This is a genomic window from Paenibacillus faecis (assembly GCF_008084145.1).
GTDB lineage: Bacteria > Bacillota > Bacilli > Paenibacillales > Paenibacillaceae > Fontibacillus > Fontibacillus faecis.
Genome location: NZ_VSDO01000004.1, coordinates 194,508 through 214,898, shown reverse-complemented (window position 1 = coordinate 214,898; position 20,391 = coordinate 194,508). Strand labels below are relative to the sequence as shown.

Sequence of the window (20,391 nt, the reverse complement as noted above, 5' to 3'; positions counted from 1 at the left end):
TTCGCATAGAGCCTAACACTCCATGAGGATCGAATTTGCGCTGCTTACAGCGTAACAATTTAATAATAAAAACCTATAATGAATGTTTATAGCCAAACAGATTGAGACTTTAAATGAAAGATAGCTTCATCGTTCTTTATTATTTTTTCTTCATCAAAGTTTCCTATATTTAAATTATTACCTACTTTTTTTTCATCAAAATTTTGAATATTAATAAAACTTAGATTTTTTACCGACGCACAATAGAAATTCAATTTTTCAAAATCTATATCATTAAAGGTGATACCATCTAAACATGAATAAGCAAAACAATCGTACAATTTACAATTACAAAAATTACTGTTTATATACTCCGTTTCATTAGTCTGACATCTCCAAATTTGTGAACCTTGAAAACTACATTGAACAAATTTACTATACGAGAGATTTGCTTTAACCATGTTAATATTATTAAAAGCTACATTATCAAACTTGCAATCACACAATAGGCAATCGAAAAATTCGGTATTCTCAAAAACGTTATTTTTAAATAATGAACTTGTAATTTGGACGTCTATAAAAGTAACTCCATTGAATGATAGATCAGAAAAGTCAACATGATCTAGTATTATCTTTTCCCCTTCTTCTCCTTTTGTATTAATATAATTCATATGTTTAGCAAACTTTTCATCCAATTCGCTTTGAGATATTTTAATCATTGACTACAACACACCTCTTTATTTCCAAATAATCTTGTCGTACAATCCTTCACTCTTTAAAGCATCTATCAATTGCCTTACATGCTCTTCTTCTATCTTTCTTGTGTTTATGATAACAAAATCCATGCCGTTTACATCAAACTCTTTTTTAATATCTTGCATTGCATTAGATAATTTAAATGCTCCTGCTCTCGGATTAGTGATTTTATTTCCTTGATTATCCAAAGGGTATGATTGGAAGCTCTTTATATCATAATTAAGTCCTGTTACTTCGTCGATATAATCACCTTGGCCAATTGTGTCTCTAATTGCTCTCTTTATTACTCCTTCCTCTTCTAATTCAAGAATCACTTCTCGTTCGATTTCAGAGCCCTCTGTAGTTTTCTTTTTATGTGGATCATATGCTAAATCAGCTAATTCCTCCGGTGTTCTCCCTCCGGTATATTTACCAGATTCATCATATAGATTTAGCTTACGAACTTCCCCCGCCCCCCGACCATCCCCAAGCTCCCTCTCCCGCTGCGGTCCAAGGTCATCCACCTTCGGCGCCGTTAAATCGTCGGTACGCTCCGGGTTCAGGGTTGGAGGTTTCAGGGGTTCCTCGAGTTGGGACAATGTTTTGTCCACCTGTTTGGTTACTTTGGAGGAGACTTTCGCGCCGGCCTGGGCCGCCGCCTTAACCAGGGCGGCAACTTCCACCGCTTTGGCCAGCGCCCGCCCAAAACGCTGACTTTCCTCGTAGGAGGCCTTCCCGCACAGGACTTTATCGTACAGCTCCCGGATATCCCGAAACGGTACGACAAATTCCGCGGCCGCCGCCTCGCCAATCGCAGCCTTGATGTCTTCGAAAGTCATATCGCCGCTATAAACCGCTTTACCAAAATCGTAATACGCGGGAACGGTTTCCGTCCAGTATTGGAGGGTTACGGGGTTCGTCTTATGCCCGAATTGGATCGTATCCCATGTATCGGTGAGGAGCTGGCTGGCAATCCCATCGCCTACCCCTACTAGCGTCATGGAAGCCGCGAGACCGCCGGCTTTCACATCCGGGTTATTCCAGATGCCCAGCCCTCTTTCCGCAGCCGCCAAATCCAGCAGTTCCTGCGTGATTTTCCCGTTTACCTCGAACTGATAGCGGTCTAAATGAAACATGTCCCGCCGGACGGCAGCCACGGAGCTAACGGTATTACCGATATGCTGGTAGCCCGCAACAGCGACTAGAAACTCCTGATTGTATTTTCCGGTAATCTCTCCATGGTAGAGATTCATCTTTTTCAGATATTCCTGCATTTTGCGGATATCCTTGGCCGAAGCTTCTTTATTGTATTGCTCCAGAATCTGCTCTATCCGCTTGCGCTGCTCGACTCCCTTACGTACCGCCGCCTCAATTTGAGGATAATGCAGGGCAGCCCACTTCCGATACGCGGGGTTATACAACCCGGCCGCGATGACAAATCTCAATTCGGTTTCCACGGGCATGCGGGAGAAATCATTTTTTAGCGGGTTATAGTCACAGGCGTTTAACGGCGAACCTTTATAAAAAGAGGACAAACTCCTCCCTTCGCCGTACCACTCCTCCGCTACGCCCAGACCGGCCAATCGGCTGCGCTGCTGCTCCATCCGTTTATGTATGTACGCCATGTACTTCTCATTCTGATAGGTTTCATAAATGCGATAGGCCGACTTGTCGCGGGCGATTCCCTCAAGCGCTCCGGCGATGTGCTCCAGTTCTCCCCGCGCCCACCGCTGCGCTTCGGGGGAGCCGTAATCCAGCATGTCCAGCAGGGACCCGATGCGCTTGTCGGCTTGGGCCGGGCTTAAACGCCCCTTCAGGGAAATGTCCCGGACCTCCAGGAGCGCTCCCTTCAAAGTCTGCAGCAAGGATAGCGGGGTGTTCCGCCCTTCGGCCACATTGTTCCGGCTATGCTGATCGAAGCGGCTTGCCAAACCTAGCGCAAAGCTTTTTAACGTAAAGGCGGCCCCCCGCTTCGCCTGCGCGAGCGCAAAGACTTCGCGTTCCGTTTGCATATACGCGCTAGCCGCCTCGCCCAGCGCTCGCACCTTGTCGTACAGCCGATCATCCAACTGCTTCGCCAACCTCATCATCTCGCTAAGCTGTGCCGTCACTTCACGCACCGCGTCGCGGACCGAGGGTTCAGGATAGGAAGTTTCCACCTGACTGATCAGGCTGCTTAACTTTCCGGACATATGGATTAATGCATGCTCCAAGTTCTGCCTCAACCGGCTCAAATCGCTTGATAACTGTTCCACCTTTTGGGTATCCGTTTTTTGCATCCCACTCGCCTCAACATTCCATAATCCGAATTCAGGATATTTTACCAAAAACCTGTATTGGAAGGAATAGGAATAAAGTGCCGGCGGGTTGGGGCGGGAATAGGTATAATGGGTTATAACGCGGCGCCTAAACGCCTAAGTCCGGCAACCGACCGTACACAGGCCCTTCGAGGGGAGGCGACTCAGCTCATTCCCAGTTCATGAGGTCTCTTATGTAGGTCACCAGCTTTTTCGCCGCTTTGGTATGCGTCGCATGCGAGGGATGATAGTTGACGGTGTATCCATCCTCCGCCGACTGCACGTCAAACTTCATTGTGGAAATGTTGGGATCTCCCGTTTGTTTCGTGTACTCGCGAACCGCTTGTTCCACCTTGGGATACAACCGGTCCCCCATGATCCCGAGCGTACAAAGAATCGTCGCGCCCGCATTCCGAGCCCTGACCCGTTTCAGGAATTCGACGTATTGTCCGGCGTATTCCGCCTGTCTGTCGGCATCGTCCTTCGCGTAGGTCTCATCATTCGTTCCAAGGTTAATGACGATCAGATCGGGGACAAACTGCCGGAAATCCCAGCGAAGCGATGCAGGATTCAAAACGCCGTCCAATCGCCCCTCGGACTTGGCCACCAAGTCGTAATAATCCGGCAAAAGATGCGTCAGCAGTTTTTGATCGTTATCCGTAAAGCCCGAGATAATTCCATACCCGCTATACGATACCATGCTGTAGTCCGCCTGAAGGGCCTGGGCGGTTTGATAAGCGTAGGTTTTCGTCACATCTTCCGTCGCCGTGGAAAAAACCGACTCCACCCGCTCATCATCCACGCCATAGCCGCAGGTGATCGAATCGCCGATAAACTCGATTTTTCGCGCCTGTTCCGGGGTGGGCTTGATCCCCTCTGCAGCTTCCACCGCAATCTCCCGAATCCCCACCGTGGACATCGCCGCCTCCGACAGCTTCGCGATCCTTACCGTAACCTGCCGCTCCACATCACTTTGGAAAAAGGTATACGTTTTCAAGGGTTGATTCACCAGATCATCGACAACCCGCTCTCCATTTACCTCGATACCGATTCGAGCCAGATTCTCCTCGCCTGACGCGATATTATCGCCCTGGATCGTCACTTCCGCTTTTTTGCCATAAAAAGTGAATTCTACGCCTCCCCCGGACAAAGCCAGCCATAGCGCATCGTTGTACTCATAAGTCCGTCCGAGCCTTTTGACATGCTTCCCCGTGGCTTTAAACGATTGAACGCCCCCGACATTGGTGCTCATATTATTGAACCTTCCCCCTCTATTTTAGACCGTGGCTGTATACCGATTTAATTTGCTCTATAGGTCGTCAAAATGATGTGCACGATACCATTTTATTAAATTCTCGCTCATGATCACATACTTTTTCTCGGATTGTTCCGGATGCAATTCGATGCCCCCTGTAAAGTCCCGCCGTCGGAGTCTACATCATTAACGGGAAAATATCCCGTTAAACTACCGCTCTTGGCCCCTCGGTCGGATTTAGCTGGAAAAGCTCCATCTATTTCGCGGCCCTATTGCCGATATAGACCATTTCAGGCGAAATAACGGGAGGTTTTCCAGCTAATTCGCCTCTGCAAGCGCATACGTACCAAATTAACGGGAAGAATTCCCGTTAATTCGAACCAAACCCTTTTTCATCATAACATCCAAAGAAGGACCCGAAAAAAATTCTTCCGGATCCTCTCCGTCAAGGACTTCTCATACTCTTTCGAGTTTAGTTAGTCCTAGGATCAAAACTCCTCGTACTCGCCCGGATCTTGTCCCCATAACCGCCCGTCTTCGCGGCTGAAGGACGAGATGACGTCCATCTCTTCCGCCGACAGCTCGAAATCGAAAATATCCAGATTCGCCTGCTGATGCTGCAGGGAGCCTGATTTCGGAATCGGAATCGCCCCGAGCTGGGTGTGCCAGCGCAAAATTACCTGGGCCCCCGTTTTTCCGTGGGCTTGTCCGATCCGGACGATTTTCTCGTGCTCCACAATATCATTCCCGCGCCCCAATGGGCTCCAAGATTCCGTCACGATGCCAAGCTCGCCATGCTTCCGCCGCTGTTCGCTCTGGTCGAAAAACGGATGTAGCTCCACCTGATTCATGCTCGGCGTTACGCCGGTTTCTTGAATCAGGCGCTCCAAATGCTCGGGAAGGAAGTTGCTGACCCCGATCGACCGGATATAGCCGCGCTTCCGGGCCTCGATCATCGCCTGCCAAGCTTCCACGTACCGATCCGTCTTGGGATTAGGCCAATGGATCAGATAGAGGTCATAGTAATCCAGGCCGGCCCGGTACAGCGATTCCTCGATGGTCGCGAGCGCCTCTTTGTAGGCGTGGCGGCGTCCCGGCAGCTTGGAACAAATCAACAGCTCTTCCCGGGGAACGGAACTCCGCTGGACTGCCTTCCCGACAGCCCCCTCGTTCTCATAGTTAAAAGCCGAGTCAATCAACCGATACCCCGCATCCATCGCGGCGGCCATCGCTTTCACGCCCTCTTCCCCCTTCAGGCTATACGTGCCGAGCCCGATCGCGGGGACCTTTAAGCCATCGTTCAACGTATGTTCCGGGATCTTCCGATTCATTTGAACAACCTCCTTACAGAAGTAATGGAATCTTAACTCCTTCTATTATAAACGATGTTCAAAAGTTATTACCCGTTCAGGCCGCCTCCGTTCCGCGTTTCCATAAACCGATCGTGAAGATCAGCAAAATCAAGACCTGGGCCGACAACACGGCCAGCGCCGTCCGGTCGAAGGCCACTTCCGTGCTGAAGGAGAGAAAATTATGTACCGTATGCCACACAATGCCGATCCAAAGGCTGCGGGTAATACTGACGATGAGGGCAAGCACAAGACCCGCGAAAAAAGCAAAGGCGATCTGCAGCAGCACTTCGGCCGGATTTGTTCCGCTCAGGGCGTTTGCTGCATGCAGCACGCCAAAGATGACAGCCGAGCCGATCACGGCTTGCTTGCGGCTTTTTCCCGTCAGGAAGGAGAAGACCAGCCCCCGAAAATAAAGCTCTTCGTTGAATCCCACCACGATAGTGAACAGAGCCAACACCGCGTATTCCGCTCCCTGACGGGTAAATGCGGGCCCGTAAGCCACAAACGGAATCACCTCCATCAGCAGCAGCGGCACGCAAAACCAAATGGAGCGCACCGTGCCGGAAGTCGGGCTGCGGAAACCGGCCTCTTTGGCCGAAAGTCCGGAACGGCGCAGCAACCACATTCCCGCCAAAACGGAGAGGATCATGGACGCCGTCATGACGAGATAAGCGGGAACCTCCGCCAATTCGGCGATCTGAGCCGCCGCGGAGCCGACAGCGGTCAGAAAGGTGCAGATCAGTGCCGCGATGAGTGCGGCGATGTAAGGATGCTTGCGAATAAAATTCGTGGACATGTTAAAGCGCCTCGCCTTCTTTTTGGAGTACAGCTAACAAACCTTTAAATACGCTGCCCAATACGGCTCGCGCCTCCGTGTCGTCCATCGTGCTGCCATTGGTTGCGACCAGTGAGGCAATGCCGTGCGTTGTAAACCAGATCCCGGAATATAATTTGCGCGCTCGATCCGCCGAAAGACCGGTCATACTTCCGATCATCGCAATCACCTGGTCGTCGCCCTCGGTGGAGCCCGCAATATCGGACACCTTCTCCTGTTGAAGCCGGCTGGACATGAACAGAAGCTGGAACAGCTTTTTTTCCGTGCGCGCAAACCGGATATAAGCGAGACCCATCTCCAAAAACCCGTTGCCGCCGCCCTGCATCGCCTCCAGCATCGCCGTATTGTAAAAGTGTTCGGCATAAGCGCAGATCGCTTCCCTCAATTCCTCCATCGAAGCAAAATGGCTGAAGATCGGCTGTGTGGAAGTGCCCAGCTTCTTCGCAACGTTGCGCGCGTTGACGGCATCCATTCCCTCTTCGCGTAACAGCCCTAGCGCCGCTTCCAAAACGATGTCCCGCGTTACCTTCGGCTTGGGGGGCATATGAAATTCCTCCTTGATAAATAAGTAACTCTCGTTATATAACGAATGTTATATTATAAACGTTATTTAATCAACCGCTTTTTTCGAAATGAATTTGAGCTATATCTTGTCTGATCGTGCCGCAAAGGAAAAGTGTCTCTTTTTGTCGAATGTCTTCTGATGGAGTTTTCACGAAAGCGAGGAAGGAGCACACCATGAGGCGCAAGCTATCAAACTGGATAAGCGGTAAATCGGATATGAACACGTTAACGGAGAAAAAGTGGGTTTTGAACACGGTGATGATCATCGGAGGAATCCTGATCGGGGCCGGGGTGGCCGACTGCCTGATGTCATTAAACCAACTGAATGTGGATCAATTAGCCCGGGGCCTGACGATCTTCAGTGCGGGCGTTACCATTTGCGTATTAGTGGATAACACCAAAGCGCAAAAAGCGGCCCAAAAAACCCACCTGGAAACCCAGCTCCAATTGAAAAACATAGAAAAACAGCTTGAAGCGATCTATCATGCCCAGCAACTTACGGAGAAAGAAGTTCAGGAGATAAGAAGTGATTTCCGAAAGTCCAAGCCCTGACACACCAGCACCGGTGTGTGAGCATTCGTTATTCCCCGCCAATGAGGCCGGCGAGTTCGCCCGGAGTCTGTTTGCAGCCGGAGGAAATCCAGTACGTCAGCACACTCCATAAGCCCCCGGACAAGTAGGCAAGTCTTACCGCGAAACTCTCCTCATCCGGAGGAATCTCGCCGTTCAGCCATAAGGTTTTCGGGAACCGGTGCAGATAGTGAATATATTGCGCAAAAACAATGTGGATCAAGTTATTTTTGCTAAGTAGCAACAGCAGCCGGGTATGCCTCTCCCAAAAGGTAAAATAGACCGTGGCCACGGCCTGAAGATCCTCATACACGTGGGCGTTGAGCTCTTGGACAAACTCGTCCATGATCCCGGCAATCGCGTAGACAAGAACGTCCTCAATCGTGTCAAAATTCCGGTAAAATGTCCGCCTAGCGATTTGGGCACAGTCGCATAACTTCGTAACCGTAATGTCTTTATAGGCTTCCTCTCGCAAAAGTTCGATCAGCCCTTGGGCGAGCATATTTTTCGAGGTGATCGATGACGGATGGGTTTGATCTTTGCAAAACTGTGACACAATACAGCCGCTTCGGATGGTGAAGATCATGGAGGAACTTATGAACAGGACGAATGCAAAATGGGAGACTGCGGTCCAACGTACGAGGGCCCCCTGGCATCTCTGGCTCACGGGGTTATTCTTTTTGTTCGTCTATGCCAACGGCATTTACGATTATTTCATGATGCTTGGACATAACGAGGCCTATTACAGCGCCAAAAACTATGGTGCAGCGGTCTTCGACTATTTCACGGATTATCCCGCGGTCCCTTTGATTTGCTGGACCTTGAATGTGTTTACCGGGCTGATTGCACCTATCTTGCTCCTGCTCCGCTCCCGCTGGGCTGTGCCGGTATCGCTGATTTCGGCCCTGTCCATACTGGGCCTGGAAGGCATTACATTTGCGTTTATGGGGCGGTGGCATGTGCTGGGTCCGTGGATATCCCTTTTTGATATCGAGATTTTAGGGATGACGTTCGGGTTGTATTTTTATTGCAGGGCCCTGAAGCAGCGTGGAGTCTTGAGGTAATCGCGAACGGCCCGACCCTTCAAGAATAAGCATACCTCTTCTCAAGACTCACCTGATAATCCTGCACCCTTCCTTCATAGATCAATTGAAAATCGGCAAAATGGGGCAGCTCGGCGGGTTCAACCAACGCAGGGTCCTTGTCAAAAGGAAGGACCTCCCCCTCCTTCAGCACAGAGGCCACGAACTGGGAGCAGAAGAAAGCGTGCTTCCTCGGGATCGGCTTTTGCAGCATCACGCCAAATAATCCGATGAAATTGTAGCGGTAGCGCTCTTTTTGCGCGGCAATTTCCTGAATATATCGATACATCCTCCAATACTCGCTGCGTCTTACGGTTAAAGCATAGATCGCACATTCCGCCTGCCAAAACAGGACGGAGTGAAGATTCTCCCGGACGAATCCCCCTATAAAGGGGTTGTTGGCCGTCTTCCTCCCAAAGCTGTAAACCTCGCTCAATTCGGCATCAAACGCGATGGAGGCATGATTATAAGGTTGTCCGGTATAAGACTTAATCATCCGGTTTAACATCGTCCCCGTATCCGTCAAAAGAAGATAGATCCTGGGTTCTCCGCTCAACATCCTCACCTCGGTATTCCAAAATATCGCCGGGCTGACAATCCAAAGCCTGACAAATCGCCTCCAGCGTGGAGAAGCGGATCGCCTTGGCCTTGCCGTTCTTCAGGATCGAAAGGTTCACCATCGTGATTCCGACCCGTTCCGACAGCTCCGTTACACTCATTTTCCGTTTAGCCAGCATGACATCCAGATTGATTACAATCGCCATGGGCCCACCTCAGACCGTGAGGTCATTTTCGGCTTTGATATCAAGGGCGTTCTTCAACAGCTTCTGCAGCACCGCCGCAAAGACCGCAATCACGAACGAGGCAAAAATAATGACCAACCCGATCACAATCAGCCCCGGCGCGTCGTCTTTCTCGGCCATCAAATAGAGAAAAGGCTCGCTTCCCGCAAACAGGATGCTGATGGCGAACGCGCAGTATTTGATATTTTTCAAAGTGCTGACCGCCAGCTCCGAGAAAGCCTGATTCCGGTCAATATAGCCGAGCAGCCGAAACGCCTGGAACAAGGCGAAGTAGAACGGGATCACCGAGACGTAAACCAAGATAAACACCGGATACACCCAATAGGGGGAAAAATACTGCGCCGCCCCGCCCACGATCCTAGGCAGCACCCATATACACAACGCAAGAACCGGAAGTCCGATCAGAACCACCACGGCCTTTAAAAACAGCGTTTCTCGCTTCACAAAAAAGCACCTCGCTTGAAATTCGATAATTTGATTATACACAGAATTTATCGTTTTTCAATAAATAGTTATTAATTAACGTTAAATAATTAACGATATACCTTAAAAGGCAATAAAAATACACCCTTTAGATGCATGGATAGAACCTAAGGGGTGCATTTTCTATTTAATGCAGAAGGCCTCGGGCCAGTTTCGCCCCTTCGTTGGATGAAGCCGTCCTCTTCTTCGCGAACGGGGGCTTTTTCGTCTATGTGTCCATCCTCTCCGCATACACCTCAAACACCATCGCCGCCCCGATCCTAAATCCCTGCGAGAAAGACGTCGCCAGCTCCATCCCCTGAATCTGTTGGTACAGATCGAGCAACGCCTCGAGCTCCTTGAAGTCCTCGTCGGAAAGCTTTCCTTTCCAAGCCTCCATGGACTCGGATATTTGCCGGCCCATCTGGCGATACTTCGGATCTTGGGGTACGGCCGTTTCATGGGGGATTAGGTTGCCGTAGTATAGGGATTCGAGGATTGGCATGGGAAGCACCTCCGTTGATACGCGAATAGGTACCACTAATAATTCTATTCTACGGTACGCTTATACGTATAGTCAAGTTCATAATGAACCGATACGAGGTGACGGAGTATGGGAAAAAAGGTTGTCGTAAAAATCGCGGACTTAGCGAAAGCACATAATATTTCCCTCAGGGAGTTGTCCAGACGTTCCGACGTCAGACACGCGGCATTGAGCGAGCTTTCAAACGGCAAGCGCGAGAGCATCAATTTTAGTCATATTGAAAGAATTGCGGAAGCCTTGAATATAAGTGATATTCGGGAGATTGTTGATTTGGTGGAGGAATGATGAAAACTAATGCAACTTTCAATCAAGAAAAATGGCATCGACTAGACATGGAAAAGGTGAAAAGAAACTACATCATTTCTGGAGACCATGATGAGGCATCAACAGGGAGGTCTTCAGTTCAAATATACAATGGGAACCATGAAATGATATTTGAGAGGGATAAAGGATGTTCTTCAATAATCTAAAGACCATCCTTTAAGACCATCCTTTGTTGGTTTTAGGGGATCGTGGAGAGGCCATGTTCTTGGCGGCCTCGTTTTCATGGGTTATTAAGCTGTCGTCCCCTTTATGGAACATTATTGCTGATCTCGGTCAGAAAACCGTTATTTGAGGCTGTATCAATTAACTCTAGAATTTCTCGATGTGCTTTGTCGTTAAACATATACCATTGGTTTACATTCGCTTCATAAATTAAAACCTCGCGAACCTGGTCCACATCATCCATTGATCGAACTTTAGTATAAATGTCAAAACGTTTTATGCTATCCCCTTCTTGGTCTAAAAAGTCATACTGTCCAGCTTTATAGTAGTCGCCAGGTGCGAGGTGACCTACATGCGAGGAGTAAACAGCAGGTTCTTCGACCTTCTTTCCTTTGTTTTCTACAAAAAGATTATATATTGCTTCATTATAGGCATTTCCATTGATACGATTTACTATGCCGCCCATAGTCATGTATAATTCATGTTGCAATGTTTTCACTTTTACACCATCAATGACTAATGGCTTGTTTTCGACAGTAACTACAAAATTGCTATACCCGACATTGGAACCAAACATCTCTGCAATAAAACGAAGTGGAACCATCACGCGATTATTCTTTAGATAGGGTTTGGCATCAAGCGGCACCTTTTTACCATTTTTCATTGCTGTATTGCTATTCAATTTCAAGACTACATTTACATTACTTTTTTTGAGCACGATTTCTGTATCAGACCAGTTGACCCTAGCCCCCAAATTCTCACTGATCACTCGCAGAGGTACCATTGTTCGATTGTTCTTAAATTCAGGCTTCACATCGGAGGAAATAGTAACACCGTCAACTTTTATCTTCATGTCTGCCGCATGTGTAGGTAATGCAGTAATCGATAAAATCCATGCAGTGAATATTCCTACAAGAAGCTTTTTCATAGTATTTTCATTCCTTTTTTAACATATTTTTTCACCAAACTATATACGAAACTATGATGTAATGTTGCACTACAGCACTACATATGCGTGATATGGATAAAGGATGGTCTTCAATAATCTAAAGGCCATCCTTTGTTGATTTTAGGAGATATTGGGGAGGCAAGTTCTTGGCGGCCTCGTTTTCTTGGGTTATTAAGCTGTCGTCCCCTTTATGGAACATTATTGCTGATCTCGGTCAGAAAACCATTCTGTGAGGCTTTATCAATTAACTGTAAAATTTCTAGAGTTGCTTTGTAGTTAAACATATACCATTGGTTTACATTCGCTTCATAAATTAAAGCCTCGGGATCCTGGTCCTCATCAAATGTTTGAACTTTAGTATAAATGTCAAAACGCTTTATGCTATTCCCTTTTTGGTCTAAAAAGTCATATTGTCCAGCTTTATAGTAGTCGCCAGTTGCGAGGTAATTAAGAACCCAGGAGTAATTAGAAGGTTCTTCTACCTTTTTTCCTTTGTTTTCTACAAAAACATGATATATTGCTTCATTATAGGCATTTCCATTGACATGATTTACTATGCCGCCCATAGTCATGTGTACTTCTTCTTGCAATGTTTTCACTTTTACACCATCAATGACTAAAGGCTTGGTTTCGATAGTTACTGCAGAGTTACTGTGACTGACCCTGCAGCCAAACACTTCTGCAATAAAACGAAGTGTAACCATCGTACGATGATTCTTTAAATATGGTTTGGCATCCAGCAGCACCGTTTCACCGTTTTTCACTGCTGTATTGCTATTCAGTTGCAAGATTAACTTCACCTTACTTTTTGTGAGCACGATTTTCGAATCCGACCAGTTGACCCTAGCCCCCAAATTTTCACTGATCACTCGCAGAGGCACCATTGTTCGGTTGTTCTTTACTTCGGGCTTCACATCGGAGGAAATCGTAACACCGTCAACTTTTATTTGCAGGTCTGCCGCATATGTAGGTAAAGCGGTAATAAATAGAATCACTGCAGTGAATATTCCTGCGAGAACCTTTTTCATTCTACTTCATTCCCTTTTCAACATATTTCGGCATACCATTCCTCCATGGGAGCATACGAAGATAATAGGAGTATTATTTATGCTCGCTGCCAATCCATATTATACCTTTTCATTACAGTAATTTCTATCGCTCGCTGCTAAAAAAGTCCCCCAAAAACTTGGGAGACATTTTTAGAATTTAAAATAGGGCCGAGCCCCCCTACTCCTCCACCCGAATCTCCACCACCGATTCCGCCAAATCCACATTCTCATGATCGAGCCGCACTTTGACCTTGCCGATTCTGCGAGCTTCGCGCCATTGCCTCAGATCTTCCTCATTCTCCAGCTTCAGCTCCGCAATCTCGCTAGCCCGATCAAACATGTACTTGCTTGTATACAGACAGGTATAGATCCCTTGTCCTCCTAGAGCAATAGGCTTGTCCCGACGATCCCAACGTTCAATCGTAAATTTAACATAAAGCTCCTCTTCCGTTCCGGGGCGAGCGGGTCGCTCCGTGATCTCTCGTCTCCGAACTACCTTCCAATCCTGAACCCGGCCGAACCACTGGATCCCCGTGTCCCCTTGTCCTTGAAACTTTTTGCGCGACTGACACATCGCGATGTATTCGATTTGGGTGAGAAGCTTGTGGTCCGCGATATTCTTAAGCGGCATATGGTAGAAACGATGCTTCAAAGCCATGTCCAGTTGGGATGGCCCCCTTAGTGAACCGACAAGAACATTTTTGCCGGCAAACTTGTTGTAATAATACTCCTTCGTCCCGCGGGGGCGGGTGGAACGTTCGTAGGCTTTTTCCGGGCTGTCTTGGATCATCTCGTCAAGAAGCTGTTCCATGAGATTTGTAGCATTCGGCAGAAACGGAATCGCCCCAATGTTAACTAGCTGAATGCTTTTATAAAAAGGATGCTCCCTAAATTTCACCTCATCCGGATACGGAAAAAGCACATACGCTCCAAACATACTCCGCTCGAACTCCCCGTTCCGCTGATCCTTGTACACAATCGCATCCCGATACCGATGCATCGTGTTAATATCCTCTTCCTCTGGCCCAGGCTGTTGATATTTCCTCCAGTAAGGGGTCCCTTCATAAGCAGGATTTAAGCGGTATTTTGCATCAAAAATATACTTATACTCGATCGCCGCGTCATTCTTTTTCAACGTCAGCACATTATCCGGCCTCTGCGCCAACGTAGAAGTGGTGTCTCCCTTAGGCAAGGAATTATAGTAGAGAGTAAAAACCTCGCCATTCCGCGAATTTCGATAAACGATCTTCGCCTTCTGCCCACGCTCCAGCGTCACAAAAAGACCATTACGATCCACCTTAATCAAATCCTGGCTAACCAGCTCATATTTTCGCTGCATTAACTCGTGGATTTTCAGGAAACACCAGTACTCATACAACTGCGCCAAGTCCTTCATAGATAACCGGAACAAATCCCCTTGAATGGATAGGCCCTTCATCAGCAAAAGATAAATCCGATATACCTCCCGGTAACCTGGAGCCATCTGCAAGACGAGCGTCAACGAAACCTGCCTCATATCCCCCACTTGTAAAAAGTCCTGCTGCAAAAGCCGCTGTAACTGCGAACTCATCACGTCAACTTTTTTTAGTAATACGGGATCTGGACTCCCCTTCTTCGCTACGTTCGTTCTGAGTTCCTTTAACTTCGAGGTGATGCGTAGCAATGCCCAGCGAATAAACCGATTTTCCGTCGTATCAAAGTCCATATATCGTCTGGTTTCAAGCACATGGGTAGGTTGCTGCTGCCCCGGAACAAAAAGCTCCGGCCTTTTGCGCAAAAAAGCAATATTCTCCTTCCCTACCTGCTTCGCCCTCGACGCTTCCACAAGATGAGATTCGCGTCGCATTTTGTAGTGAGGTGCATTTTTGATGCGATCAATGCCTTGGGTTAGCTGCCCAAAAACCTGCTGCAATATCGTAAAAAACTCCGTCACACTCTGATGCCGAGTCTCCCTTAATCCCGTTAAGTGAAACGTCTTGCGAAGAAAGTCAAAAGACAGATTATAAATCTGCTCATTAACCTCCCGCAAAATCACTTCATAATCGTGCTTATAGTCCATTTTTGACGGAAACACTTCCAGTTGGAGCTTAAAGATTACCTCCCCATGCAGGCGAAGCTCAAGTTCCGTCAAGCCTACTTCGTTTTGAAAGTTAAGCACACCCGACAAAATCCTATTGCCCAAGGGTTTTACAGCCTGCCGAAGGTGAAGATTCTCATGAAAAAAGACAATCGGTAGATCCTGCTTCTTTTCCACGACGAGTTCATAGCTTTGCGTTTCATAAAACATGGGCTCTGCCTGATCGCCATGATTCCATGCTTGGAGGCCCATCGTCTGGTGAGAAAACACTTGAACTGAACGAATCTCTACCCTAGAAGCGGGGACCTCAACATGAAAATGGGCATCCGCCCACACATCCCCCTCCTGACGATGGAGCTGCAAAGTCTCAACGGTCGGATGAAACGGCTTCCCTTGAATATATAAATTAAAAAGATTGCTCTCGATTCGCAACAGCTCAACCGGTGCATTACGATAACCAGTAAGAGGTGAATCCATCTTCTTCAAGCCTCCGTAACATCGAAGCGATTTTCCTTGCACTCAGCGGATACTTGGCCTGATTTAACAGATCACTGAGCTTGCGGCCCTCGAACAATAAAGCTACATCCTCCATATAGTCATTGACGATAAAAGAGGAGCCCACACACTCCCGCATCAAATTCAGGAGAACCCTCCGGATGGATGTGCTGCTGCCTTGAATGCGTGGCAGTATTTTTTGAAGCAACTGATGATCAAACGCCTCTTCTTCTGAAAATAACCCGAACCGCTCATTATAGAGCATATAAAAACATACCGCATCCCGAATCCGAAACCCGACATGGGCATGGATCTCCTCTAGAATACGATTGATTTGCACTAGTACATCCGTTGTCTTCGTGATGAGTGCCTTCGATTCGGCATGATAGGCATCGACAAGTTGGAGATAATCGCTTCTTAGGAACTGATTTGAAGTAGGCTCTGGACTTAGCTCTGAATCTGGGTCCTCATCAGGAAATTGAGCTAAAAAGATATCATTGAATTCTATCGTATTCGCCCGGTCAAGCACCTTTTTGCTAAAAGGATGTGTCGTCTCGTCCATATTGACCGTTCCGATCAAATACACATTTTCAGGAATCGACAAATTGCCGTACACCGCCTGATCCTCATCCTGCACAAGTGAATTGCCGTGAATGATTGGAGCAGTTGTAATACGACCATCCTTCCATTCCTGTGTCTCCAGAATACTGAGGATATCGCTGAAGTAGTGCTCCACTCGAGCTAAGTTCATTTCATCAAGGCAGATGAAGTAGGGTTTGCTCGAGTTTTGGGACGCCTCCAGCAACACTTCGGTAACGCGGCCTGGACGGAATTTGCCCGACAAATCACTATAACCGATCAGGTCGGATGGATCGCTCCAGTCTGGACGGACAGGGATCAGCGTAAACTGACCATTCTGTGCAGTGGCTCCCATCGCCTCAGCAAAAAGCTTGATCAGCTTCGTTTTCCCTGTTCCCGACACGCCCGCTAGGATGACGAAAGGTTTGGTTTTGAGGGAGAGGTAGAAGTTTTCGATTAATCCGGGTGGGTATGCGAAACCTTTATGTTTAATGTACGTTTTGATACTATCAAGACGCTCGCGAACTACCTCATCATCCATGATCTCTTCCGCCGTTTCCACAGGGTATTCTGGATCATCTACCTGATCTGTTTGGAGCTTCCGATCGACGTACTCCTTATAAGTCGTCATCAGTTGTTCTAAATCTGCAATTAATTGATCGTCGCTTGGAATATTAGACGCATCATACCGCGTATAAGCAGCAGTAGATACTTGGTAGTCACGACCCAAACCGGCTGAAGTGAGATGGATATCTTCATCTGTAGAAAAACCCTCAAAATCCAGGCTTTCTCTTAGTTCAATTACCTTTTGTTCTAAGAAAGCATAACCTTCCCTTTTTCCTAGATCAGTTTTTGGTTTCGTGACTCCCTGGTTAAAAGTCAAGTAAACCGCGCTCATGTCCTCCGCAAATAGATAAACAACATATTCCCCGTACTGTGTTGACTTCGTAATTCGCGTATCCATGAGTGCTATCCATGGCACCCCCGCCCAATTACCCTTCCCCACCGATCCTTGAATTCGAATGTGCTCAGAAACAAAAGGAAGCGATCGAAGCTGTTCTGGTAGTTTTCTTCTGAATAGAGCACCTAACGGATGATTAGCAAAGGGTTCAGACTTAGCCTCATGGTATGTATGTAAGATACGGTCTAAGCTTTCTTTAAGAGAGAAGCCCGATCCTTGCTTAGATCCAAGCTGACTATGATACAAGTCTAATTCTCGATTTGCATAATTTTGAAGCTCAGACAACACTTCTTCCCCCTGCGACCATACTGAATCCGCAAATGTCAAAAAGGCCCCACCCGATTGTTTAACAACAATCGAACGAAGCGCTTCTATTGGAGTTTCGAGTAAGGATTTTACTTGTGGAATATTCATGAACTCCCACCGATCTGTAACCTTCGGCGGTGGTGGGTCCACAACAAGATTTTGAGTCTCTCTATATTGGTAATAGGTCAGAAACCGTCTCGCCACATCATCAAGTTCGAGCATTTTGTCGTGCGTTTCCTGCCAGGTCTCAATCATTGCTAGCACAAGCACCATTTTGTAGGACTTTTGCTTTGAACGAAAAATAGAAGAAAGTTCGACTGGAAGTGACATGCTTTGTCCTCCGGGATAGTGATAGTATATTATGTAGCAGGGCAAGAGAGTTTTCCTAGTTGTGTTTTCATTTTTTTGTTCGTATGTCCGTATTTCATGTCTCTATTTTCTTAAGAAATCTAAGACGGGCAGTTGGTAGTAGGAACCGTTTTAGCAGTGGTGACTTATATAGATAATTAATTCAATTTATGTGGAAATTGTATACTCATCCTCATTGTAAGGTCCATTTACTTTTTATTCAAAATTTTGTTGGCTTGCAATTTTTTTCTTAAAATAATTTAAAAAGAAGCGGTTTCTTTTATCCGGCTCCCGCCTCCCTTCTAACTACTAGTGTATAAAGAATCACAAAATTTTTTGTATCGTTTTGAAGACAAGTTATGAATCAACCTTAAATTATCAGAAGCTGAAAAGTGACTTGGTGTTATTTGAAAAGTAATACACACTAAAGCATAATAACTATCTAATAGTAAAATTAAATCGTCAACAATGCCTGTGAGATACTTATTTTTAGTTGTGATTAAAATTTCTAAAAAATCTATATTCTTTGAGTCAGCGTCTTCTTTATCATGAATATAATTGGAGTACCGTCCATATAAAGAAAACAATACATTTAAAGCACTTTGATTCAATCCTGTCTTTATCAACTCTTCTTTTAAAGTTCTAAACTTAGTCTTCTTAACTATTTCCACGTCTAGAGGGTTATTAATTGAGAATAAAAATTTCAAGAGACTCTCTGTTATTAAGCGAACATTAGAATATATTGCTTGAGCCTCATTTAAAGGGTAGGTTACAAGAAGTTTGTTAAAGTTCTTTCTGTAATATATTAAAAACTCATTTGCGACCTTATTGCAAGTTATATACTTTTCAAATATAGATGTAACAACTGAATTCTCATGTACTCTAGAGAATAGTACACCTAAAATATCCTCATTTTTTAATAACAAAGTATTGGGGAAATACTTTTTTGTAAAATCTATATAACGTTGCTTCTCTTGACTGGTTCTCATTAAATTTTAGTCCCTATTTCTTGAATATTTTTTTAATATTTCTTCAAAGTAATTGATTGATCTGCTCTTATCAGTTTGTTGCTTTATTTCCTTACTCTTCTCTTCTTCAAATTTCTCAATTTTTCTTTTTAGCATATTTTCTAGTATATTTGTATACAACTCAAGCGCACTCTCATCTAGATTTTCAACGGTCCTTAATACTCTGGCTAATATTAATGTACGACTTTTAAATACATATTCTTTAAACTCTATATTTAAACTAGATAAAAATGAAACAATCTCTGTATTGTTTTTAAACTCGTTTTTTGAAAGAAGGAGCGACGTTAAAATAGAAAATAGCTCAAACCTTATCAACTCGGGATTCTTTATCCGTCTCAGGCCATCAATTTTCTTATAAATAATTTCTTCATTAACTCTCACCCAACCCCACCACTCTTTCCTCAAACTCCATACATATACTACGAACATCATCAAGTAGGAGGCTATCATCTCTGTCAACTATAAAGGTGGAGAGTTTACCAGTAGCCAACCTATCTATTTTGCGGAACTCATTTCTGAAAAAATAAATATCTTTGTCTGCAAAGCTTTTTTTAATCGAATCAATATTACGTCTAAATCCTTGAATAGAAGTACCACCTACCATAGTAAATATTACACCTAAATTTGTAATTGGCTTTTGCTGAAAGAAGATGCGGTATCCGTTTTTCAACTCTCGTACTACTCGTTCTAATAAATCTAGCCCTAAAACTGAATATGCGTCCGGCTTAACAGGAACAAAATAATAATCTGAACTTAATAAAGCTGAAACTGTATAAAATGAATAAGTCGGAGGACAGTCAATAAATATGTAGTCATACTTTTCCTTAAGTTTGTTTTCTAAAATGAAATTTAACAATTTCTGTTCTGCTGCACCTGTAGAGGTTTCACGTTCCATAAAAACAGTGTCTAAATCTCCCGGAAGCAGATGAAGCGTATCCGTTAGTTTAATAATAACCTCATCAAGGTTCGATTGCCTAGTAACTGAACTTGAGAAGACTTTGCTAATTGAAGGAAGTTTATCTTTTTCAAATAGAGAATCATCTATTTGCATAATGTTATATTTTTCAAAAAAGGATTGTGTACAGTTAGATTGCGGATCTATATCAATTACTAATATTTTTTTCTTATCTTCACCAAATTCAGATAGAAAAAGCGCCATCTCTTTACAAAGAGTTGTTTTACCTACCCCGCCCTTCATATTTAAGAATGAGATAACTGAACCTCTTTTATCCATAAAATATCCTCTTTCTCTTTTTATTTAATTACGACCATACGATAGACTTCGACAGTTTTCTAGGATTTTCCTCTGAACTCAAACAATATTCGAGAAATTTCTCTAATCCCAGTTACTAGAGACTGAACCATGGAGAATGGTTAAATCTTTCTTTTCATATTTATCGAGAAATCCAACGCCTTTTAGACATTGGACTTCTTTTTTTATTCGCATTGTGCTTTAAACCAAGTTAAAGAGGTCCCCCTATTTTCCAGTCAAGATTAACTGAATCTTTTTCCACGTTCTACACTAAGTCGGTAAGGAAAGATTTCTCGGACGTTAGCCAACCCGTGCAAACGACAAGTAGCCTCCCCTAAAGTTCTTTGACGTCCGCGAAGCTCGCTCGACCGTTTCTTTACAGA

The 20,391-nt window shown here is 45.5% G+C and carries 21 protein-coding genes; 3 read left to right on the top strand and 18 right to left on the bottom strand.

The annotated features are described in order from the left end of the window. Positions 1–86 precede the first annotated feature (86 nt). The 6 genes from FRY98_RS19035 to FRY98_RS19010 all read right to left on the bottom strand — a co-directional run bounded on the left by FRY98_RS19035 (position 87) and on the right by FRY98_RS19010 (position 6,997). On the bottom strand, positions 87–698 hold the full coding sequence (locus FRY98_RS19035; RefSeq protein ID WP_148454920.1) for a pentapeptide repeat-containing protein: 612 nt from the start codon (positions 696–698) through the stop codon (positions 87–89). Between the two features lie 18 nt (positions 699–716). Continuing rightward, a complete protein-coding gene (locus FRY98_RS19030) occupies positions 717–2,993 on the bottom strand; it encodes a hypothetical protein (RefSeq protein ID WP_148454919.1) in 2,277 nt (758 codons plus the stop codon). A gap of 187 nt (positions 2,994–3,180) precedes the next feature. Next, a complete protein-coding gene (locus FRY98_RS19025; RefSeq protein WP_148454917.1) occupies positions 3,181–4,263 on the bottom strand; it encodes an SGNH/GDSL hydrolase family protein in 1,083 nt (360 codons plus the stop codon). A gap of 491 nt (positions 4,264–4,754) precedes the next feature. Further along, entirely contained in the window at positions 4,755–5,597 is an 843-nt protein-coding gene (locus FRY98_RS19020; RefSeq protein WP_148454915.1) for an aldo/keto reductase, read from the bottom strand. 76 nt (positions 5,598–5,673) lie between these two features. Then, positions 5,674–6,414 (bottom strand): CPBP family intramembrane glutamic endopeptidase, encoded by a 741-nt coding sequence (locus FRY98_RS19015; RefSeq protein ID WP_148454913.1) that lies wholly within the window; start codon positions 6,412–6,414, stop codon positions 5,674–5,676. 1 nt (position 6,415) lies between these two features. Next, on the bottom strand, positions 6,416–6,997 hold the full coding sequence (locus FRY98_RS19010) for a TetR/AcrR family transcriptional regulator (protein WP_148454910.1): 582 nt from the start codon (positions 6,995–6,997) through the stop codon (positions 6,416–6,418). A gap of 194 nt (positions 6,998–7,191) precedes the next feature. Here FRY98_RS19010 and FRY98_RS19005 point away from each other — a divergent pair, with 194 nt between their 5' ends. Beyond that, positions 7,192–7,569: a hypothetical protein gene (locus FRY98_RS19005; protein WP_148454909.1), complete on the top strand. Its 378-nt coding sequence runs from the start codon at positions 7,192–7,194 to the stop codon at positions 7,567–7,569. 28 nt (positions 7,570–7,597) lie between these two features. On the opposite strand, the gene FRY98_RS19000 is transcribed toward FRY98_RS19005, so the two are convergent. Further along, positions 7,598–8,143, bottom strand: coding sequence for a TetR/AcrR family transcriptional regulator (locus FRY98_RS19000; RefSeq protein WP_148454907.1), 546 nt, complete (start codon positions 8,141–8,143; stop codon positions 7,598–7,600). A gap of 40 nt (positions 8,144–8,183) precedes the next feature. On the opposite strand from FRY98_RS19000, the gene FRY98_RS18995 reads away from it, so the two are divergent. Next, positions 8,184–8,651 carry a hypothetical protein gene (locus FRY98_RS18995; protein WP_148454905.1) on the top strand — a complete coding sequence of 156 codons (468 nt, stop codon included), beginning with the start codon at positions 8,184–8,186 and terminating at the stop codon, positions 8,649–8,651. A gap of 19 nt (positions 8,652–8,670) precedes the next feature. Here the strand turns inward: FRY98_RS18995 and FRY98_RS18990 are convergent, their stop codons facing one another. From FRY98_RS18990 to FRY98_RS18975, 4 genes are all read right to left on the bottom strand, one after another. Beyond that, positions 8,671–9,195, bottom strand: coding sequence for a hypothetical protein (locus tag FRY98_RS18990; RefSeq protein ID WP_148454903.1), 525 nt, complete (start codon positions 9,193–9,195; stop codon positions 8,671–8,673). After that, positions 9,158–9,433 (bottom strand): helix-turn-helix domain-containing protein, encoded by a 276-nt coding sequence (locus FRY98_RS18985; protein ID WP_148454900.1) that lies wholly within the window; start codon positions 9,431–9,433, stop codon positions 9,158–9,160. Before FRY98_RS18985 ends, FRY98_RS18990 begins: the two co-directional genes overlap by 38 nt. Positions 9,434–9,442: 9 nt before the next feature. Next, on the bottom strand, positions 9,443–9,916 hold the full coding sequence (locus tag FRY98_RS18980; protein WP_148454898.1) for a DUF2975 domain-containing protein: 474 nt from the start codon (positions 9,914–9,916) through the stop codon (positions 9,443–9,445). Positions 9,917–10,163: 247 nt separating this feature from the next. After that, complete coding sequence (locus FRY98_RS18975; RefSeq protein ID WP_148454896.1) at positions 10,164–10,439, bottom strand: DUF6809 family protein; 276 nt, start codon at positions 10,437–10,439, stop codon at positions 10,164–10,166. A 108-nt stretch (positions 10,440–10,547) separates the two neighbouring features. Here FRY98_RS18975 and FRY98_RS18970 point away from each other — a divergent pair, with 108 nt between their 5' ends. Further along, positions 10,548–10,763 (top strand): helix-turn-helix domain-containing protein, encoded by a 216-nt coding sequence (locus FRY98_RS18970; protein WP_148454894.1) that lies wholly within the window; start codon positions 10,548–10,550, stop codon positions 10,761–10,763. 286 nt (positions 10,764–11,049) lie between these two features. On the opposite strand, the gene FRY98_RS18965 is transcribed toward FRY98_RS18970, so the two are convergent. The 7 genes from FRY98_RS18965 to FRY98_RS18935 all read right to left on the bottom strand — a co-directional run bounded on the left by FRY98_RS18965 (position 11,050) and on the right by FRY98_RS18935 (position 19,990). After that, complete coding sequence (locus FRY98_RS18965) at positions 11,050–11,892, bottom strand: copper amine oxidase N-terminal domain-containing protein (RefSeq protein WP_148454892.1); 843 nt, start codon at positions 11,890–11,892, stop codon at positions 11,050–11,052. A gap of 209 nt (positions 11,893–12,101) precedes the next feature. Further along, positions 12,102–12,941 carry a copper amine oxidase N-terminal domain-containing protein gene (locus FRY98_RS18960; RefSeq protein ID WP_148454890.1) on the bottom strand — a complete coding sequence of 280 codons (840 nt, stop codon included), beginning with the start codon at positions 12,939–12,941 and terminating at the stop codon, positions 12,102–12,104. A 199-nt stretch (positions 12,942–13,140) separates the two neighbouring features. Beyond that, entirely contained in the window at positions 13,141–15,516 is a 2,376-nt protein-coding gene (locus FRY98_RS18955; RefSeq protein WP_148454888.1) for a DUF2357 domain-containing protein, read from the bottom strand. Beyond that, positions 15,488–17,710, bottom strand: coding sequence for an MrcB family domain-containing protein (locus FRY98_RS18950; RefSeq protein WP_148454885.1), 2,223 nt, complete (start codon positions 17,708–17,710; stop codon positions 15,488–15,490). Before FRY98_RS18950 ends, FRY98_RS18955 begins: the two co-directional genes overlap by 29 nt. 320 nt (positions 17,711–18,030) lie before the next feature. Further along, complete coding sequence (locus FRY98_RS18945) at positions 18,031–18,717, bottom strand: hypothetical protein (protein ID WP_148454883.1); 687 nt, start codon at positions 18,715–18,717, stop codon at positions 18,031–18,033. Positions 18,718–18,723: 6 nt separating this feature from the next. After that, positions 18,724–19,137, bottom strand: a complete 414-nt coding sequence (locus FRY98_RS18940) for a hypothetical protein (RefSeq protein ID WP_148454881.1) — start codon at positions 19,135–19,137, stop codon at positions 18,724–18,726. Continuing rightward, positions 19,127–19,990: a ParA family protein gene (locus tag FRY98_RS18935; protein WP_148454879.1), complete on the bottom strand. Its 864-nt coding sequence runs from the start codon at positions 19,988–19,990 to the stop codon at positions 19,127–19,129. The genes FRY98_RS18940 and FRY98_RS18935 overlap by 11 nt, the downstream gene beginning before the upstream one ends. Positions 19,991–20,391 lie beyond the last annotated feature (401 nt).

Bases quoted from the DNA above. Each gene is read 5' to 3' on its own strand.
- FRY98_RS19035 (WP_148454920.1), bottom strand. From the start codon at position 698: ATGATTAAAATATCTCAAAGCGAATTGGATGAAAAGTTTGCTAAACAT.
- FRY98_RS19030 (WP_148454919.1), bottom strand. From the start codon at position 2,993: ATGCAAAAAACGGATACCCAAAAGGTGGAACAGTTATCAAGCGATTTG.
- FRY98_RS19025 (WP_148454917.1), bottom strand. From the start codon at position 4,263: ATGAGCACCAATGTCGGGGGCGTTCAATCGTTTAAAGCCACGGGGAAG.
- FRY98_RS19020 (WP_148454915.1), bottom strand. From the start codon at position 5,597: ATGAATCGGAAGATCCCGGAACATACGTTGAACGATGGCTTAAAGGTC.
- FRY98_RS19015 (WP_148454913.1), bottom strand. From the start codon at position 6,414: ATGTCCACGAATTTTATTCGCAAGCATCCTTACATCGCCGCACTCATC.
- FRY98_RS19010 (WP_148454910.1), bottom strand. From the start codon at position 6,997: ATGCCCCCCAAGCCGAAGGTAACGCGGGACATCGTTTTGGAAGCGGCG.
- FRY98_RS19005 (WP_148454909.1), top strand. From the start codon at position 7,192: ATGAGGCGCAAGCTATCAAACTGGATAAGCGGTAAATCGGATATGAAC.
- FRY98_RS18995 (WP_148454905.1), top strand. From the start codon at position 8,184: ATGAACAGGACGAATGCAAAATGGGAGACTGCGGTCCAACGTACGAGG.
- FRY98_RS18985 (WP_148454900.1), bottom strand. From the start codon at position 9,433: ATGGCGATTGTAATCAATCTGGATGTCATGCTGGCTAAACGGAAAATG.
- FRY98_RS18975 (WP_148454896.1), bottom strand. From the start codon at position 10,439: ATGCCAATCCTCGAATCCCTATACTACGGCAACCTAATCCCCCATGAA.
- FRY98_RS18970 (WP_148454894.1), top strand. From the start codon at position 10,548: ATGGGAAAAAAGGTTGTCGTAAAAATCGCGGACTTAGCGAAAGCACAT.
- FRY98_RS18965 (WP_148454892.1), bottom strand. From the start codon at position 11,892: ATGAAAAAGCTTCTTGTAGGAATATTCACTGCATGGATTTTATCGATT.
- FRY98_RS18960 (WP_148454890.1), bottom strand. From the start codon at position 12,941: ATGAAAAAGGTTCTCGCAGGAATATTCACTGCAGTGATTCTATTTATT.
- FRY98_RS18955 (WP_148454888.1), bottom strand. From the start codon at position 15,516: ATGGATTCACCTCTTACTGGTTATCGTAATGCACCGGTTGAGCTGTTG.
- FRY98_RS18950 (WP_148454885.1), bottom strand. From the start codon at position 17,710: ATGTCACTTCCAGTCGAACTTTCTTCTATTTTTCGTTCAAAGCAAAAG.
- FRY98_RS18945 (WP_148454883.1), bottom strand. From the start codon at position 18,717: ATGAGAACCAGTCAAGAGAAGCAACGTTATATAGATTTTACAAAAAAG.
- FRY98_RS18935 (WP_148454879.1), bottom strand. From the start codon at position 19,990: ATGGATAAAAGAGGTTCAGTTATCTCATTCTTAAATATGAAGGGCGGG.